The following is a 15,999-nucleotide window of genomic DNA, read 5'->3' on the forward strand; positions in this document are numbered from 1 at the left end:
GCCAAGCTAGCAACAGTATGCCGGTGATCATGGCCACCGCAAATCCCCACCTCGGGGGGGAGCCGGCCAGGCTGCCCTCACCCCCAGCCCCTCTCCCTCTGGGAAGGGGGGGTTGGACTCCATCCTTACAGGATCCCCAGTTGCTGTGCTTTGAGCAGGGCGGTGACGCGGTCGTTGGCATCCAGCTTGCGGTAGGCGGTGCTGGCATATTCTTTGACGGTTTCGATGCTTAGGCCCAGACGGCGGGCAATCTGTTTGTTGGCCAAGCCCTCGCTCATCAGTTGCAGCACACACAGCTCGCGGGGGGTGAGCTTGGGCAGCTCCTGTCGGGCAGGCAGCCAGTCTCGTTCGGGGTTGGACAAAATCTGACGGATGACGCGGGCCAATTCCGCCGGGTCGGTCTCTTTGGAAAGGTAGCCTTTGGCCCCGGCGCGGCGGGCTGCCTCGATCAGGGCAGGCTCTTGAAAGGTGGTCATCATCACCACCACCACCGGCAGGCCCAGCTCGGTGATTTGCTGGCAGGCGGCGATCCCATCCCCATCCGGCATGCGCACATCCAAAATGGCTACGTCGATGGGGCAACTGCGACAATGGTGGACGGCCTGGGATCCCGTCTCGGCTTCGGCCACCACCTCAAATCCTTGGGCTTGCAGGGCAAACTTCAGCCCCAGCCGGAAGAGGGGATGATCGTCGGCAATGAGAACGCGGACAGGGGAAGTCATGGCAGGGGATCCCAGCCGAGGGGGTGCTGGTTTTAATCTGCCCAAGGGGGGATCCCAAATAAAGCGCCCTCACCCCCAGCCCCTCTCCCTTGGGGAGAGGGGGGTTATGGCTTCACCAAGACCATGCCGCGGGCCTGGGGGTCAAAGGTGGGATCCAGCCGGGTTTGGGCATTGTACAGGGCGCCGGTCAGATCCGCCCCCTCCAGAAAAGCGCCTCGCAGGTCGGCCCCCCGCAGATCGGCATTGTGTAACTTGGCCCCTGTGAGGTCGGCGCCGGTGAGGATGGCTCGACGCAAGTCGGCCCCGCTTAAGTTGGCCACCTGCAGATTGGCACCCGTCAGATCTGTCTGCTGCAGGTTGGCCTGCGCCAGATCGGCTTCCCACAAGAAAGCCCCTGCCTGAGCTGAGCCACTCAGATTGGCCCCTCTCAAATCGGCCAGATTGAGGATCGCTTGGGAGAGGTCGGCAGCTTGGAGATTGGCCTGTCTGAGGATCGCTTCTTTCAGGTTGGCCCCACTGAGGTCAGCTCCCGGCAGTTCTGCCCCCGTTAGGTTGCAGGCGGGGCAATCTTTGCTGGGAAAAACAATTTGGGAGCGGCCCAGTTGGGCATCCAACTCCAGTTGGGCAAAGGTCGAAGCCCCTGGGAAGACCACCCAGCCGAGCAAACTCGCCCCACCCCAGAGCTTTGTGAACCGGAGCCATGCCATTCTTTTCACCGGATCCCCTGCACTGGCGATGGTAGCTGCTCCGGAGCCCAAGCGCTCCCCCTCACCCCCAACCCCTCTCCCCTGGGGAGAGGGGGGTTTTGAGTGGCTGGCAGTGGGGGCAAAAGTGGGCCGACCGACCTGCCAGCTTCATCCGCTGAATTGGGGTGCCACAGAGGCGACAGGGATCCCCTTCCCGACCGTACACCCACGCTTGCCCTTGATAGTTGCCGTTGAGCCCACGCAGATCCCGGTAATCCCGCAAGGTGGTGCCCCGCTGCTCCAGCCCGGCCCGTAACACCTCGATCAAAGCTTCTCGCAGGCGTGCCTTGGCCACATCCGAAAGCTGAACTGCTGGCGTCAAAGGGTGAATGCCGCTCAGAAACAGGGCTTCGTCGGCGTAAATGTTGCCCACCCCGGCTACCAGCGATTGATCCAGCAGCGCGGTTTTAATAAGACGGCGGCTCTTCTGCAGGGCAGCCTGGAAATAGGCCTCAGAAAAAGCTGGCGAAAAGGGCTCCGGCCCCAAAGTCTGCAGGGTGGGGATCACCGCCTCCAGCTCAACACCGGCAGGCACCAGCCACATCTGGCCAAAGGTGCGCTGATCCACAAAGCGCAAGTCCCACCCTTCCTCGAAGGCCAAACGAACACGAGTGTGAGCTGATAAAGGGGTGGATCCCTGCACCCAGAGCAACTGCCCGGTCATGCGCAGATGCACGCCCAGAACAGCTCTCGAATCCAGGGATCCCAGGAGATACTTTCCTCGCCGCTGCCACTGGGTAAAACGGGTGCCAATCAAGCTCCGCCCAAACATCTCCCCTGCAGGGTAGGCAATGGTGCGGGCCAGGAGCACCTCCACCGCAAGTATCCGCGGCCCCAAGGTGAGGCGTTGCAAATCTTGCCGAACTGTTTCAACTTCCGGCAGTTCAGGCACAGAACGACTTGCTCAAGAACACAGTCCCCGGCATCAGAACTTTGGCTTAGCTGGCCGCAGCTTTGGCCTTGGCTTTGGGAGCTTCCAACACTTCCAGTTCATCTTCGCGGAAGTTGTTGGTGTTGATGTTGTAGTAGTTGATCTTGTCAAAGCGGACGATCACCGGGTAGAGAATGCCGCTGGTATCCACCGCCGCAACCGTTCCCACATCCCGGTACCAGTAGGATTCTTTCCGCAGCACACGGACTTTGGCACCACGCTGAATTGCCATGAGGGTTATCTCCATTGACCTGAACTCAGATTACCCTAGTCCGTGAGAAGGCTGCGATTTCCGAATTTTTGTAACAGGGATCCGCTTTTGTCTGGCTGGGTTTTCGGGGCCAACAGCAGATGAACCGTCGCACCTGTGGAGCCTGGCTGTTGGGTTCTGCTTTGACCTGGGGCTTGCAGGGGAAATCTGCAGGGCTGCCCCATCCGCGCGATTTTGCCGCCGTCCTCGACCTAAACACCGGTCGTTTAACAAGGGTTTGGCAGCCGGAGCAGGCTTCCAGAATCAGGGCCAGCCCTGGCTCAACCGTCAAATGCGCCGTTGCCGCCGCTGCTCTGCAGACTGGGATCAGCTCTGGGGAGCGCTTGATCCACTGTCCGGGTTGGTGGGATCCGCCGCCGCAACTGGGGTTGGGCCGCCTACCCTGCTGGGATCCCCGTGGACATGGAACCTTGAACTTGCGCCAAGCCCTGGCCCACTCTTGCAACGTGCATTTTTACCAGTTGGGCTGGGAGCTGGGGGCCGATACCCTGGTGGAGTGGCTGCGGCGCTTCGGCCTAGGGAGTGTGCAGAATACAACTCCGGCTCCGCTCTTGGCGACCGGTCTGGCTGGGCCGGTAGATCCCTGGGAGCTGTTGGTTTATGGGGGCGTGATTGCCCGCCGAGGTGTACCCCTTTCTGGCGAGGTCTCCCTGCCTGCTTTCTCTTTACCGGCTTGGATTTGGGAGGCTCTCCATGCTGGCATGAGCCTGGCGGCAACAGCGGGCACCTGTCGCGGCATTGCCCCAGAAGGGATCCCAGTGGCAGCCAAGTCTGGCACCATCCTCAATCCTCAACGACGAGGACGACCAATTCTCTGGGCAGAAGATTTTCAAGCCTGGTTGCTGGCCTTTTGGCCCCTGCCGGATCCCAACTGGACGCTGGTGCTGCACCTGCATCAGGGCAAAGCCTATGAGGCGGCCATTCCCCTGGCGCGGCAGATCATCGCCGCCATCGGCAGCGGGTGACCACCTTGCTTGCGATCATGAAGAAATGCAAACTATACTGAAGGTCAAGTGCCGTTCTCGTTTTCGTTCTTTACGGATCCCACTCCCTGTCGTTCCCATTTACCCTGGAGGTTCTCATGTCTAATCCCAATTTGTCTGAGCCCAAGTTTGGCTTTAACGAGTATGCCGAGCGCCTCAACGGTCGGGCTGCCATGATTGGCTTTGTGTTGGCCATTGTCATCGAAGCGGTGACGGGCCAAGGCGTTGCTTCCTGGCTGGGCCTGATCTAAGAGACCTCAACTTACCGCCTTTTGGCTTTTCCTTGGGTCTGCTGGCTTGCAGGCCCTTTATTGTATTGAGCAGGGTATTGAGCAGGAAGCGTGACTGCACCAGTTGTAGCCGTTCTGAATGGCAACAAGGCTTGAGCGGGCACCAACTACTCCAAGCAATTCCGACAGCGCCGAATCTTTCCCTTTCTCCCTCTGAGGGAGGAGCTGGTGTGAGGGTATCCCACTAGTTCCATTAGATGATCCCTTCCTGCCGCTTGGCGATTGGCATGCGCCAGCCGGTGCCGAAGGCGCGATCGGTAATGCGTAGCCCAGGGGGAGCTTGGTGTCGCTTGAACTCGGCTTTTTGAACCAGCCGCAGCACCTGCTGCACGATGTCGGGATCGAACCCTTGAGCCACCAACTCGGGGCTGGATTGATGCTGCTCGATGTGCCGCTGCAGGATCTTGTCCAGCAAATCGTAGGGGGGCAAGCTGTCGCTATCTTTTTGGCCGGGTCGCAATTCCGCTGAGGGGGGCTTGGTCAGAGTAGCAAGCGGGATCCGCTCCTGCTGTCGGTTGATCCAGCGAGCCAAGCGGTACACCCAGGTCTTGGGCACATCGGAAATCACCGCCAGGCCGCCGGACATATCCCCGTAAATGGTGCAGTAGCCCACTGCTAGCTCTGATTTGTTGCCTGTGGTCAGCAGCAGCCGCCCGAACTTGTTGGAAAGGGCCATGAGGAGGGTGCCGCGAATGCGAGATTGCAGGTTTTCTTCCGTGATGTCTGGGGGGAGGCCGGCAAAGGGCTCTGCCAAAAGCTGGTGGTAGCTCTCCATGATGGACTGAATCGGCAGCTTCAGGGTCGGGATCCCCAGGTTTTGCGCCAGTTGGTAGGCGTCGGTCAGGCTGCCAGGGCTGGAATAGGGAGAGGGCATGAGCACCCCCAGCACCCGCTCCGGCCCCAAGGCATCGGCGGCGATCACAGCAGTTACGGCAGAGTCGATCCCTCCCGACAGGCCCAATACCACCTCGCGAAAGCCACATTTGCTGACGTAATCGCGGGTGCCCAAAACCAACGCCTCGTACAGCTCAGCTTCCGGCTCGGTCGGCCAGCGGGATCCCGCGGTCGGTGGGCTCTGGTCTGGGTTGGGAGACTGCGTCAACTCGTCCACATCCAGGATGAGCTGATCCGGCTGAAAGGCAGCGGCTTGGGCCACAACCCGACCCCGGCGATCCACGGCACAACTGGCCCCATCGAAGATGAGGTCGTCGTTGCCCCCCACTTGATTGACGTAGAGAATGGGCAGGGCGTGCTTGCGGGCCAGGGATCCCAGCATCTCCACCCGCAACTTCTGTTTGCCCAGGCTGAAGGGGGAGGCCGAGAGGTTAATCAGCAGGTCGGCACCGCAGCGGGCCATCTGTTCCACCGGATCCCAGTGGTAGCGACGGTGCTGCCAAAAATCGCGGTCGTTCCAAATGTCTTCACAAATGGTAAAGCCCAGGCGGCGGCCACGGTACTCGATGGGTTGGGGCTGGGATCCCGGCTCAAAATAGCGATCTTCGTCGAAGACATCGTAGGTGGGCAAGAGCGACTTCTGAAACCAGTGGCGGATCTGGCCTCCCTCCAGCCAGGCAGCAGCATTGTAAAGGGGCCGACCCTCAGGCAGAGGATTGGGCTGCACGGATCCCACGACTACCGGAATGCTGGCCTGTAACCGGCTGGCCAAGTGCTGCAAAACCTGGCTTGCCCTCTCGACCAGGGCCGGATAGAGCAACAAATCGCGGGGTGGATATCCCAGCAACGCCAGCTCGGAGGTGATGGCCAACTCTGCTCCCGCCGCCGCCACTGCCTCAACCGCTGAACGGATGCGCTCAGCATTTCCGCTCAGATCGCCAACAGTGTAGTTCAACTGCAACAGCGCTACCTTCACCCTGCCCCCATATGGTAAGTTTCACCATAAGTGACCCAAGCCGGATCGTCAACAAGATTTGGCTACAGGCAGGCGAAGAACAAAGGTAGTTTGGTGGGCGGTGCTCTCCACCTGCAAAGAGCCACCCAAGTGGTTGGCAATGGCTTGGGCCAGAGCCAATCCCAAGCCTGTTCCCCCCTGCTGCCAGGGATCCGAGTGGGGGATGCGATAAAACTGCTCGAAAATGCGTTCTTGTTCTTCGAGGGGAATGGTGGTGCCCGTGTTGGTCAAGCGCAGCTCCCAGCGGTCGGAACCTAAAGCAACAGCCTCTAGGACAATGTGTTCGCCGGCGGGCGTGAATTTGTGGGCATTGGTCAAAAGCTCACAGACCAAGCGTTCCAACAGGCGGGGATGGGTGTGCAGATAGGGCAGGTGGGGATCCCAGTGAACTTGTAGAGTTTGCTGCCGCTTGCGCATCTGGTCTTGGAACCGATTGATAAGAGGTGCCAAAAGGAAAGGCAAGTTAACCTTCTCAGAGGGCAGCGTAAGCCTATCGCCCAACAAAGTTTGTAGATCCAGAAGATCGTTAATTAGGGAGATCTCTCGCTCGCACGCCTGCTCCAGAACCTCAAGATACTGGATTTGCTTGGGGGTGAGAGGAGAAACTTGATGGCTCAGTTTCAGCAGGTGAACCGAGAGGCTAATGCTGGTAAGGGGAGTGCGCAGCTCATGGGAGACGGCGGCCAGGAAGTTATCCCTAATTTGGCTGAGTTTTTTCAATTCCGTCACCTGAGCCTGGCTGCTGAGGTAGAGCCTGGCCTGTCGCAGGGCAATCGCACACTGGGCCGCCATTTGCTGAGCCAAATCGATTTCCCAATCGCTAAAACTCTCCTCAGGGGGCCGGGCCAGCCACAGATCCCCAAGAATGCCCTGATCGTCCGCAATGGGGCAGGCCAGCTTAGTCAGATAGGGGGGCAGAGTGTTGGGATCCCGTTGGCGATCCCGAGCGCACAGTTGAAAGCACCAGCCTCGCCATAGCTGTTCGTAGAAGAGGGGAAAATCTCTCATCCAAACCCGAGCCCCGACCCCAGAGGTCGAAAGCGTCGTGTATTCATAGCTGATCAGGGAGTAGGTTCGGCGGCTATCGTAAAGGCCGACATTGCAAAAAAGAACGCCCAAAAATTTCCCCAGCTCGTTCACAACCGTCTGCAAGATCTGCTTTTCGTCCAGAGTTGCCCGTATCTGACGGGTAAGGCGGCGCAGAATCGATTCAAACTGCAGACTGCGTTCCAGTTGCTGGGTTCGCTGTTGCACCAGGGCTGTTAATTCAGCTTCTCGTGTTTGCTGGGCCAGCTCCAGGCGCTTGCGCAGGGTGATATCGCGCACCAAAACAATGGCCTCATCCGGCCCAAAGGGCAACAGACGGGCCTCGCGATATTCCGGCAATGCTTCCGCCGCGTCTTGAGAAATTTGAGGAAGCGGATATTCAATAACCTGAATTTCTCCCGTTTGAAAGGCTTTCTCTAGCAAAGGGGCAAAGTAGGTTTTCCAATGCTCTGGAAACAGATCTTGAATGTATTGGTTGAGATAGCGGTCATCGGGATAGGCGGATGCAAATCCTCTGGGGGGCTTATAGGACAAGACTAGCCCTTGCCGATCCACTTGCAAAAGCATATCTGGGATCGCTTCGTAAAGAGCGCGGTAACGTGCTTCGCTGCGGGCCAGATCGGCCAAACTTTCTCGCAGGTGAGTTTCGGCCCTTTTTCGCTCGGAAATATCTTCTAGAAATTGGATGGCAAACAGAGGCTCGTTTTGAGCGTTTCGCACCGCGAAGAGTTGTAAGCGAACCCAGATCTCTCTGCCATCTTTACGGCAAATCACCTTTTCATATTCATAGTTGTTGGTGTACCCGGAAAGCAGTTCATTCCAGAGTATCTCGCCCCGTTCTCGATCTTCAGGATAGGGGGTGTAATCTTCCGCTTTCAGAGCTGACCAATCTTCCTCGCTATACCCCGTAATCTCTGCCATTGCCGGGTTGAGGCTGAGATACTGGGGATCAGGATCCAGGCTCATCAGAGCAATCCCTTGGCTACAGGAGTTGAAGATCCCCTGCAATTGGTTTTGAATTTCCTCAAGAGCAGATTTGATGGATCGGCGCTCGCTAATATCATCCAGGAAGTAAACGGCAAACAGAGGCTTTTGTTCTTCATCTCTCACAACATAAACCTGAGACTTTACCCAGATGATTTGGCCATTCTTACGGGTGTAGGGATGTTCCCATTCATAATGACTGCGCCGGCCATCAACCAACTCCTGCCAAAGTTTTTTTAGAGTTTCAACATCGGCCAAGTCTGGGATACAAGCCTCCAGAGGCAAAGCCTTCAATTCCTCTGCAGAATATCCTGTTATATCCTTGAGGGCTGAGTTCATGCCATGCGGACTAGCTTCTGGCTCAAGAGGCAGCAGAGAGATGCCCAAATTGCAGGACTCCACAATTCCCCAGAATCGCTGTTGAATCTCCAACAAGGTCAGCTCTAGCCGCTTGCGCTCGGTGATATCTTGAATGCAGCCAAGCACGCAATCTGCTCCGTGGGGAACCACGCAAACTTCCTGGTGACGGAGCTCCCCTGCTGAGTTGGTTAGGGGAAACTCCAGAGTTTGCCGGGATCCGCTGCTCAAGCAACGGTCAATCAGCCTCTGCAGTTGGTCGCTAACCTCAGAGCCGAACAGCTCTTGCACTGCTTTTCCCTGAAGGTGCTCTGCTGGGAGTGAGGCAAAATAAGTATTCTCCGGGGAAGAAATCAGCTCTAGGCATTGGCCTTCTCGGCTAAAGATCATTAAGGCTTGTGGGATAGCACAAACCAACCTTTTGTAGCGGAGTTGGCTCTCTGCAAGCGCTTGTTCAGCCTGCTTCCGCGCCGTGATATCTTCCACATACCCCTCAAAACAGAGGGGATCCCCTGCTGGATTGCGGACAACTTGAATTTGTTCTCGCACCCACAAGTCCAAGCCCTTGCGACTGTGGATCAAAAACTCTTGCGCCACTCTCCCATCGCCGACTTTGCCTGCAAGCAAATCCTGGAAAAACTGGCGACGACCGGCAGCGTCAGCATAGAGATGATGGCCAAAATCCGACAGATGGCGCATCAAATGGGCAGAGGAAGTATAGCCGTATATCTCGGCAAGCTTGGCATTTGCAAACCGGTACCGTCCCTGCAGATCCACACGAAAGATCCCAATGGGGGCATTTTCCAGGAGCACATCAAGTTCGGCCAGCATCAGGATCCCCTATTGGCAAGCAGTACCAGGGCACTGAGAACACCTGTCCTTTGGATTATGTATCATTTCTGCCTTAAGCGATGTTTCCCGCACTACAAGTTCCCCCCTAACCCCGTAAAATCACGGGCGAGGAAGGGCGCTTAGGTTTCTGTGGATGTTACCCCGTGGGCTGCCGGTAGGGCAGGGATCCCTGTGCGGATTCTCAACTACTCCACCTGCGCTGTCTCCGGGGATTCCGCCTGAGTTTCCGGGTGAAAGTAGCGGTAAATCTGCCGGGCAATCTTCGGGCCAATGCCGGGCACTTGAGCCAACTGGTCTTCTGAGGCCACCTGAATGCGGGCAATCGACCGAAATTCTTCCATCAGCAGCTTTTGCCGATACTTGCCCAAGCCGGGGATCTCGTCCAGCGTAGAGGCATGTTGACGCGCTTTCCGTTGCTGGCGATGAAAGGCGAGAGCAAATCGGTGGGCCTCATCTCGCAGGCGTTGCAACAACAAGCGAGCCGGATCTTGGGCCGGCAACCGCAAGGGCACAGGATCCCCCGGCAGAAAGATCTCTTCTTCTCGTTTGGCCAAGGCAATCACCGGCAGGTGATCCAGCCCTAAATCTGCCAAGACGGCCATGACTGCCGACAACTGCCCCTTGCCCCCGTCGATGAGCACCAAATCCGGCTGATCCTCAGGGGTCATTTTGCTGAAGCGACGCCGGGCCACTTCCGCATGGCTGGCAAAATCATCAGAACGACCGGGGCGCACCTCAGGGTTGCGAATCTTGTAGCGGCGGTAGTGCTGTTTGGCAGGCAGGCCATCGATAAACACCACCTGACTGCCCACGGTATCGGATCCCTGAATGTGGGAAATATCGTAGGCTTCTAGGCGACGGGGCACATCCGGCAAATCCAAGACCTCTGCCAAGCGCTCCAAGGCCACAGCATCCCGATCCGCCAGGCGCTGGGCGCGGGTTAGCTCCAGTTCGGCATTCCGCTCGACCAACTCGATCAACTCAGCTTTGCTCTGCCGTTGGGGAGCAATGAGGCTGACCTTGCGGCCTTTTTTCTGGCTCAGCCAAGACTCCAGAAAATCCCGATCCGGCAATTCATACTGGGTCAAAATTTCAGAGGGAATTTCCACCGGATCACAGTATTGATAATGCTCTTGTAGAACCCGCTGCAAAATCAACGCCGGATCATCGCCCCGATTTTCGGCAACAAACCCCAGTCGCCCCACCAACTTGCCCGCTCGCACCTGAAACAACTGAATGCAAGCTCGCGAATCGTTCATGGCTAAGGCCAGAGCATCACGGCTGGCGGTAGAATTGGGCAAAGAAACCTTCTGGGATTCTCCCAATTGTTCCAGACCACGAATTTGATCCCGATATCGTGCGGCTGCCTCATAATTTTCTTGTTCGGCGGCCTGGATCATCTTCTCTTGCAGCTCTTGGATCAGCTCATCTGTCTGGCCTTGGAAGATCATGGCCACTTGAGCCAGCGTCTTGCGATACTCTTCTGGGCTGATCAAGCCTTGGCATACCCCGGGGCAGCGCCCAATGTCGTAGTTCAAACAGGCGCGATCTTTGTACAGAGGTTTGGGCCGTTGGCGCAAGGGAAAAATTCGTTTGACCAACCCAAGGGTATGGCGCAACAGGCCAACATCGGTGTAGGGGCCGTAATATTTATCTTGATTCCGATCAAGGCGACGATGGCGGGTGATGTAAAGCTGGGGATAAGGCTCCGACCAGGTAATGCACAAATAGGGATACTTTTTGTCATCCTTGAGAAGAACATTGTAGGGGGGCTGATGGGTTTTAATCAGATTATCTTCTAGGGCTAGGGCTTCACTTTCATTGTCGGTTACGATAAACTCGATCTCGCAAACCTGAGCTACCATGCGCTGAATGCGAGGGGACAGGTCGCCGGTGAAGCGGAAATAAGATCGCACTCGAGAGCGCAATTTCTTGGACTTGCCTACATAGAGGATCTGATCCGTGGCATCTCGCATTAAATATACGCCGGGTTCAGCAGGAATCTCCTTGAGACGGCTCTCTAGAACGTCACGGTTGTGAATCAGAGGGACAGTCATAAAGTTCAGTTCTACCGGGTAGAGTCAGGGATCCCATGACTTCAATCTAGCAATGATACGACTTTCCCTGGCAACACCGACTTCAGCCCCTGTAGAGGTATAGTCATTCCGAATAAGTCTGGGACATTTGCCCTGCCTTCGATCTCTAACCGGCCAACACAAACATACCCCTTATCTGTCTCCCAAAGCAGACTAGGGGAACCTGGGATCCCCAAGTTGCTTTCCTGCAGTCTGAAACAACCATATATCCTGGCCCAGAGGGATCCTCATCTAACTTAATTGCCTCTATTTCCGATGCTGCTCCGGCAATTTGTCGGATTCATCCTCATCAGCGTTTTGTGCAGATTGGGATCCACATAACTCCAGACACCGCGCCTTTGCTTAGGTACGGGCTGAGAAGGGAACTTCCGGCTCCTCCGAGCCAACGATGTACGGGTCGTCTCCAAACGAAGTGTATTCGCTGTAGAGCTCGTCAGCAGTCATGCTGGGCCGCAAAGCCTCAATCAAAAACTCGTCGACGATACGCTTACAAGCGGCAATTGCGGCTTCGAGGGTCTCAAACTTTCCGTACTCGTACTCTTTATATTTCTCCACATAGTGGAAGTTGTCGGCAACCACCACAGTAAATGGGCGCGCTGGATCGGAGCCGGGCATGAGGTGAGGTCTAATGCTGCTGTTACTTCCGACATTATACATTTCTCTTAAGGGTTTATCAATTGTCGAAGAGAGGTTTCTAATAAAATAAGATCTTCTTGAATCGTTTGCCAGATGATGGACAAACTCACTTGAAAATACTCATGGATCACAATATTCCGCATTCCCCGCATTTCGTCCCATGGAATTTCAGGATGCGAAGCCTCCACCTCTGGTGGAATGCCGCGAACTGCTTCACCAATAATTGCAAGATTATACAAAACTGCCCCAACTGTCTTTCGATCGACTTGAAATTCATCGAACGTGATGTCTTTTATAAACTCTCGGATCTCTTCAATCGCAGCTAGCACGTCTCTTACTCTGTTCTGCCAATCTCTAGAAGGCACGAACCACCTCCCGGAGAACGGATTCTTGCAGATAGGGCTTGAGGGAGTCAGGCGTACCTAGATCAACCGGACTCTCTAAAATTTCCTCTAGATATCGTTTCAAGCGTACAAAAGTGAACAATCCAACTGGACGGTCAAACTCTACTAGCAGATCGATATCACTGTCTGTTTGCGCTTCATCCCTTGCTACTGAACCAAAGAGCATTAGAGACTTTACGCCAAAGTCCTTCAGAGTGTTCTGGTGATTTGCCAGTAATGTAAGGACTTCCTGTTTTTGCATTACCCAACCTGCAATGAAAAGAAAAGTCCATTAGGAATTATAGCTCACCTATTTCCTCTCAATTACGACTCAAACAAAGATTCATAACGCTTTGCAGGTCGCAGGCACAGTTGAGCCGAGGCACACCTTTCAGAGGACAGGGATCCCTGGGTTCCCGCAATGAGGGCATTTGAGCTTGCTCATCATCTTGTCTCTGGGTACATCTAACGGCACGCACATCTTGCCTTGCCATTAACAGCCAGTTCAAGAAACTTGTCGTCTTTGGGATCACGACACGTCGCCACGCGCTCTACAATCTCCACCAAGACGCCATCTCTAACAAAAGTGCTCAAGAACTCCATCCGTTCTTCCTCGGTTATATACCTTTCAAATCCTTTGCGCCGCAGGACATCGCTCAATTCTTCAACGGTCACACGTGAGATAAGCAATTTGCCTCTCTGTGTTGCCCTGTCAAAGACTTGACGAGTGACAGAACATCTCAACAGGAGCGCACTGATAACAACATTGGTATCAAAAACAAAGCATGGTTCATTTGACATTCAGCAGAGATTCCAGTATCTCAGGAGTTAAGCCACGCTCCTGTGCTTTTTGGCTGATTTCATCTATGACAACCTGAAGGGGACGCGGTGGTACGATGAGGTCGCGCAGCCAAAGGTTAAGTAACAACTGAAACTTTCTTTGCAGGTCAGCAGGAATTTGACTGTAAAGTCTCGCTGTATCTGCATCCAGAGGAATGGTAATCACTGTGTTCATCTTTCCAACTCCTCGATGTTGGATATTATTACACTTGAGATTAAGTCGCGCTGGCTAACGTCGAAGCTCAGGGGCGCGGAGCCGGCTTTGCCGGCGGAGCGTCCCTCTGGAGCGCAGGGTTATACCGACGCGTATTCATGGGGATTGTTTAGTTCACGCTTTTTGCCATGAAACGAGTCGAAGAGTATTCTATGCCTGCTAAGTCCATATTCATCCGTACGACTCTCGTAGGTGCTAACCCACTGTAGGAGATTTTCTAGGTTTTCATCTTGTTCTTGGGGTGAGGCAAATTTTTCTGGCTCCCATGGTCTTGAGCGACAATGTGCAATGCAGGCATCTACGCCTGGATTAAGAAAAATCAGTTCATCACAGCAGTCCAGCAGAGGCTCGATAATGTCGGCGTAACAGCCCTCGATGATCCAGCTCTCCTTATCTGCAATCCAGCGCCTCACATCCTCAATGCTGTCTTGGAGAGGACGCCTTTCCACGCCACCTTGAAAAGCAACTTCATCTAGCGACAATCGGGCGGCGGGATGCCTGTCGATTAGTTTTTTAGACAGGGTGCTTTTACCAGCACCTGCGTTTCCAAGAAGGATGATTCTCATAGCGCTACTGGCTCTCCGGTATAACGGCTAAACTCACCCGCTGCCAGTAGCTTTGGGTACTGTTCAAAGATTAGCATCAAGTCGGGTGCAGTGACTTGTTATGTTGTGTAGATTTTGCGCTGATCGCCTCTGCTACCCACCGACCCCAGCGCCCCTTCACCAACAACCTTAACTAGGCACAAGTCTGGCGCTGGCAACATAACGGCTAAGCTCACCTGCTACTAACAGCTTTGGGAACTGCTCAGAGTATAGCACTGGGTCAGGTGCAGCGACTTGTTATGTTGTGTGGATTTGTGTACCGATCGCCTCGGCTACCCACCGACCCCAGCGCCCCTTCACCAACAACCTTAACTAGGCACAAGTCTGGCGCTGGCAACATAACGTAGAAGTCACCGGCGCTGCGCGGCTCTATCGCGCAGCGTCCGTGTGGACTGCCGGGTTGGGCTATAGAACGCGACCGACAAGTGATAGCTTCTAATCAAGCCAAACATCCTCGGGACTAATAAACCCTTTTTTGTTATATGCGAACTCCTTCCCTGCGCGCGCGAAGCACTCATAGACGAGTTCGGAGCAAATGTACACGCGGTCTCGTTCCTTCTTTCCTATGCCAAGAGTAATGCGCGCCATGATTTTCGCGATCTCATCCTTATCGTAAGGTCGAGTTAGTTCGTCAATGCCAAACGTCGAGAGCCCCTTGACGGTTTCGGAGGTCACATCTTTGCAGCGCGCAAGCACTGCGCATCCTTTGTAGGGCTTACCATTTTCGTAATCATTGAGATACTTCGACAATGGAGCGAATCGAACTCCCATGTCCTCAACGCTCTCTAGCAGCAATACGCGGTCAATCGCATCCAGGCGAAACTATGCCCACAGGGCTCCAAGGGCTGCCGGTCATTTTTTGAATAGCTTTCGAAACCAGGTAGTCACCGGATGTAAACAACATGTCGCCGGATTTCAGCTTTGCACGTATCTCGCTATAGGGGAGTGTGGGTAGTGCCTTAATTTCTTTACTTTCGATATGCTCAGCCATTGTTCTACTCCTGTAGAAACGATACCGTAGGTTACTTGACTAAATGCCCTTGTCTTTCTTATATCGCGTTTGCCAAGTGTCAAATGCTAGCACGATCGATGAAATTACCTGATTTTGGCTCGTTTATGTCTGTGGATTTTGAACCTTGAAAATAGCCAAGACCTGCGGTCAAAGTGGCAGGAATTATTGCAATGAGCGCTAGCACGATTCTTTGGTTCATCGTTCAAAACTCCTCCTTGATGATTTCGATGCCCAACGTTCCTGGTCAGCGGTTGCCATAACCTTTGCCACATCACAAGCGGTACTCGTCAATCCGCTGCACCAGGGTTGTTATGCCGCGCTAATCGTCACCAGTTATATCGAAGTAACACATTCTCATGGTGGCACACACATCAACCTGAAAACAGTTATCACAGGCCCTAGTCAGCATCCAAATCTTACTGATTTCATCAAGACCTGAGCTTTGCTCAGATGCTCGATTCTTGGAACTCTCTAGCACTGGCTTATTAAAAAGATCGACAACAAATTTCTTCGTTTTTTCGTAGTCTCTAGCATCAATATGAACTGCTGCAACCAACGCCTCAAATGTTTCTCCTAAAACTGATGACTGACTAGAAATTCCTTGTTTTCTCTCTCCGATTCCAAAGCGAATAAATGGCGCAATGCCCATTCCTTCAAACATCTTCCCCAAATTTTCCCGTTTTTCTAGGTCGCTCTTTTTGTTAGTGATAGACTCGCGGCTATCATAACCTTGCTGAATAAGCATCTCAACCAAAATCGCCTTTAGAACTGCGTCGCCAAGAATTCGATAAACTTCTTGATCCTCACAGCTTTTCCCTTGCTGCTTTTGTTCCTGTGCAAATGCCTTACGAGTTAGTGCTCGAATGAGCAGCTTCTTGTCTTTAAAGGTGTAGTTCAACCGTTGCTCAACCGTTAAAATTTCTTCGGATTTCATTTCTAAGTCTACATACTGAATGTCGTCATGATCAATGGATACACATTTGAACCTTGCAATTACGGTTCTTTTCAAGCACTTCAGAATTATTTAACTGTAAAGACCAACAGGCAGCCTTGAGGAACTGCCCCAACCGAGGACTTGCGGCATAACGACCCGTGTAACCGGGCGCGGCGCGTGACACGGG

Annotated in this window: 16 protein-coding genes; 2 read left to right on the forward strand and 14 right to left on the reverse strand. The window is 54.3% G+C overall.

All coding sequences use genetic code 11. The features are described 5' to 3' along the window. Positions 1 to 125: 125 nt before the first annotated feature. The 4 genes from NW816_RS03930 to NW816_RS03945 all read right to left on the reverse strand — a co-directional run bounded on the left by NW816_RS03930 (position 126) and on the right by NW816_RS03945 (position 2,631). Complete coding sequence (locus NW816_RS03930) at positions 126 to 722, reverse strand: response regulator (RefSeq protein ID WP_414408309.1); 597 nt, start codon at positions 720 to 722, stop codon at positions 126 to 128. A 104-nt stretch (positions 723 to 826) separates the two neighbouring features. Beyond that, the gene (locus NW816_RS03935) at positions 827 to 1,429 is read right to left on the reverse strand and encodes a pentapeptide repeat-containing protein (protein ID WP_414408310.1); all 603 of its coding nucleotides are present in this window, start codon (positions 1,427 to 1,429) and stop codon (positions 827 to 829) included. Positions 1,430 to 1,490: 61 nt separating this feature from the next. After that, entirely contained in the window at positions 1,491 to 2,360 is an 870-nt protein-coding gene (locus NW816_RS03940; protein WP_414408311.1) for a DNA-formamidopyrimidine glycosylase, read from the reverse strand. A 46-nt stretch (positions 2,361 to 2,406) separates the two neighbouring features. Continuing rightward, on the reverse strand, positions 2,407 to 2,631 hold the full coding sequence (locus NW816_RS03945; protein WP_011432873.1) for a photosystem I reaction center subunit IV: 225 nt from the start codon (positions 2,629 to 2,631) through the stop codon (positions 2,407 to 2,409). Between the two features lie 119 nt (positions 2,632 to 2,750). On the opposite strand from NW816_RS03945, the gene NW816_RS03950 reads away from it, so the two are divergent. Then, positions 2,751 to 3,635, forward strand: a complete 885-nt coding sequence (locus NW816_RS03950) for a penicillin-binding transpeptidase domain-containing protein (protein ID WP_414373217.1) — start codon at positions 2,751 to 2,753, stop codon at positions 3,633 to 3,635. 116 nt (positions 3,636 to 3,751) lie between these two features. Continuing rightward, positions 3,752 to 3,904, forward strand: a complete 153-nt coding sequence (locus tag NW816_RS03955) for a chlorophyll a/b-binding protein (RefSeq protein ID WP_011429120.1) — start codon at positions 3,752 to 3,754, stop codon at positions 3,902 to 3,904. A 232-nt stretch (positions 3,905 to 4,136) separates the two neighbouring features. On the opposite strand, the gene NW816_RS03960 is transcribed toward NW816_RS03955, so the two are convergent. The 10 genes from NW816_RS03960 to NW816_RS04005 all read right to left on the reverse strand — a co-directional run bounded on the left by NW816_RS03960 (position 4,137) and on the right by NW816_RS04005 (position 15,812). After that, the gene (locus tag NW816_RS03960) at positions 4,137 to 5,813 is read right to left on the reverse strand and encodes an NAD+ synthase (RefSeq protein ID WP_414408312.1); all 1,677 of its coding nucleotides are present in this window, start codon (positions 5,811 to 5,813) and stop codon (positions 4,137 to 4,139) included. A gap of 48 nt (positions 5,814 to 5,861) precedes the next feature. Continuing rightward, on the reverse strand, positions 5,862 to 9,071 hold the full coding sequence (locus NW816_RS03965; protein ID WP_414408313.1) for a PAS domain S-box protein: 3,210 nt from the start codon (positions 9,069 to 9,071) through the stop codon (positions 5,862 to 5,864). Positions 9,072 to 9,277: 206 nt separating this feature from the next. Further along, positions 9,278 to 11,149 (reverse strand): excinuclease ABC subunit UvrC, encoded by a 1,872-nt coding sequence (gene uvrC / locus NW816_RS03970; RefSeq protein ID WP_414408314.1) that lies wholly within the window; start codon positions 11,147 to 11,149, stop codon positions 9,278 to 9,280. A gap of 381 nt (positions 11,150 to 11,530) precedes the next feature. Further along, positions 11,531 to 11,803: a hypothetical protein gene (locus NW816_RS03975; RefSeq protein WP_414347213.1), complete on the reverse strand. Its 273-nt coding sequence runs from the start codon at positions 11,801 to 11,803 to the stop codon at positions 11,531 to 11,533. 47 nt (positions 11,804 to 11,850) lie between these two features. Further along, the gene (locus NW816_RS03980; protein WP_414343083.1) at positions 11,851 to 12,189 is read right to left on the reverse strand and encodes a DUF86 domain-containing protein; all 339 of its coding nucleotides are present in this window, start codon (positions 12,187 to 12,189) and stop codon (positions 11,851 to 11,853) included. Beyond that, positions 12,179 to 12,469: a nucleotidyltransferase family protein gene (locus NW816_RS03985; protein ID WP_414329506.1), complete on the reverse strand. Its 291-nt coding sequence runs from the start codon at positions 12,467 to 12,469 to the stop codon at positions 12,179 to 12,181. Before NW816_RS03985 ends, NW816_RS03980 begins: the two co-directional genes overlap by 11 nt. 203 nt (positions 12,470 to 12,672) lie before the next feature. After that, the gene (locus NW816_RS03990) at positions 12,673 to 13,008 is read right to left on the reverse strand and encodes a putative toxin-antitoxin system toxin component, PIN family (protein ID WP_414329508.1); all 336 of its coding nucleotides are present in this window, start codon (positions 13,006 to 13,008) and stop codon (positions 12,673 to 12,675) included. Beyond that, the gene (locus NW816_RS03995; RefSeq protein WP_414408315.1) at positions 12,998 to 13,222 is read right to left on the reverse strand and encodes a hypothetical protein; all 225 of its coding nucleotides are present in this window, start codon (positions 13,220 to 13,222) and stop codon (positions 12,998 to 13,000) included. The genes NW816_RS03990 and NW816_RS03995 overlap by 11 nt, the downstream gene beginning before the upstream one ends. Before the next feature lie 119 nt (positions 13,223 to 13,341). Beyond that, positions 13,342 to 13,827 carry an AAA family ATPase gene (locus NW816_RS04000; RefSeq protein WP_414408316.1) on the reverse strand — a complete coding sequence of 162 codons (486 nt, stop codon included), beginning with the start codon at positions 13,825 to 13,827 and terminating at the stop codon, positions 13,342 to 13,344. A 1,370-nt stretch (positions 13,828 to 15,197) separates the two neighbouring features. Then, entirely contained in the window at positions 15,198 to 15,812 is a 615-nt protein-coding gene (locus tag NW816_RS04005; RefSeq protein WP_009555841.1) for a ribonuclease III domain-containing protein, read from the reverse strand. Positions 15,813 to 15,999: the final 187 nt, after the last annotated feature.

The sequence above is a fragment of the Synechococcus sp. W55.1 genome, assembly GCF_047461655.1.
In the GTDB taxonomy this organism is placed as follows: Bacteria; Cyanobacteriota; Cyanobacteriia; order Thermostichales; family Thermostichaceae; genus Thermostichus.

What these genes read in the sequence shown, in the direction of transcription:
- NW816_RS03965 (WP_414408313.1), bottom strand. Translation starts at nt 9,071, where the DNA reads ATGCTGGCCGAACTTGATGTGCTCCTGGAAAATGCCCCCATTGGGATC.
- NW816_RS03950 (WP_414373217.1), top strand. Translation starts at nt 2,751, where the DNA reads ATGAACCGTCGCACCTGTGGAGCCTGGCTGTTGGGTTCTGCTTTGACC.
- NW816_RS03990 (WP_414329508.1), bottom strand. Translation starts at nt 13,008, where the DNA reads ATGTCAAATGAACCATGCTTTGTTTTTGATACCAATGTTGTTATCAGT.
- NW816_RS03930 (WP_414408309.1), bottom strand. Translation starts at nt 722, where the DNA reads ATGACTTCCCCTGTCCGCGTTCTCATTGCCGACGATCATCCCCTCTTC.
- NW816_RS03955 (WP_011429120.1), top strand. Translation starts at nt 3,752, where the DNA reads ATGTCTAATCCCAATTTGTCTGAGCCCAAGTTTGGCTTTAACGAGTAT.
- NW816_RS04000 (WP_414408316.1), bottom strand. Translation starts at nt 13,827, where the DNA reads ATGAGAATCATCCTTCTTGGAAACGCAGGTGCTGGTAAAAGCACCCTG.
- NW816_RS04005 (WP_009555841.1), bottom strand. Translation starts at nt 15,812, where the DNA reads ATGAAATCCGAAGAAATTTTAACGGTTGAGCAACGGTTGAACTACACC.
- NW816_RS03945 (WP_011432873.1), bottom strand. Translation starts at nt 2,631, where the DNA reads ATGGCAATTCAGCGTGGTGCCAAAGTCCGTGTGCTGCGGAAAGAATCC.
- uvrC (WP_414408314.1), bottom strand. Translation starts at nt 11,149, where the DNA reads ATGACTGTCCCTCTGATTCACAACCGTGACGTTCTAGAGAGCCGTCTC.
- NW816_RS03985 (WP_414329506.1), bottom strand. Translation starts at nt 12,469, where the DNA reads ATGCAAAAACAGGAAGTCCTTACATTACTGGCAAATCACCAGAACACT.
- NW816_RS03935 (WP_414408310.1), bottom strand. Translation starts at nt 1,429, where the DNA reads ATGGCATGGCTCCGGTTCACAAAGCTCTGGGGTGGGGCGAGTTTGCTC.
- NW816_RS03995 (WP_414408315.1), bottom strand. Translation starts at nt 13,222, where the DNA reads ATGAACACAGTGATTACCATTCCTCTGGATGCAGATACAGCGAGACTT.
- NW816_RS03975 (WP_414347213.1), bottom strand. Translation starts at nt 11,803, where the DNA reads ATGCCCGGCTCCGATCCAGCGCGCCCATTTACTGTGGTGGTTGCCGAC.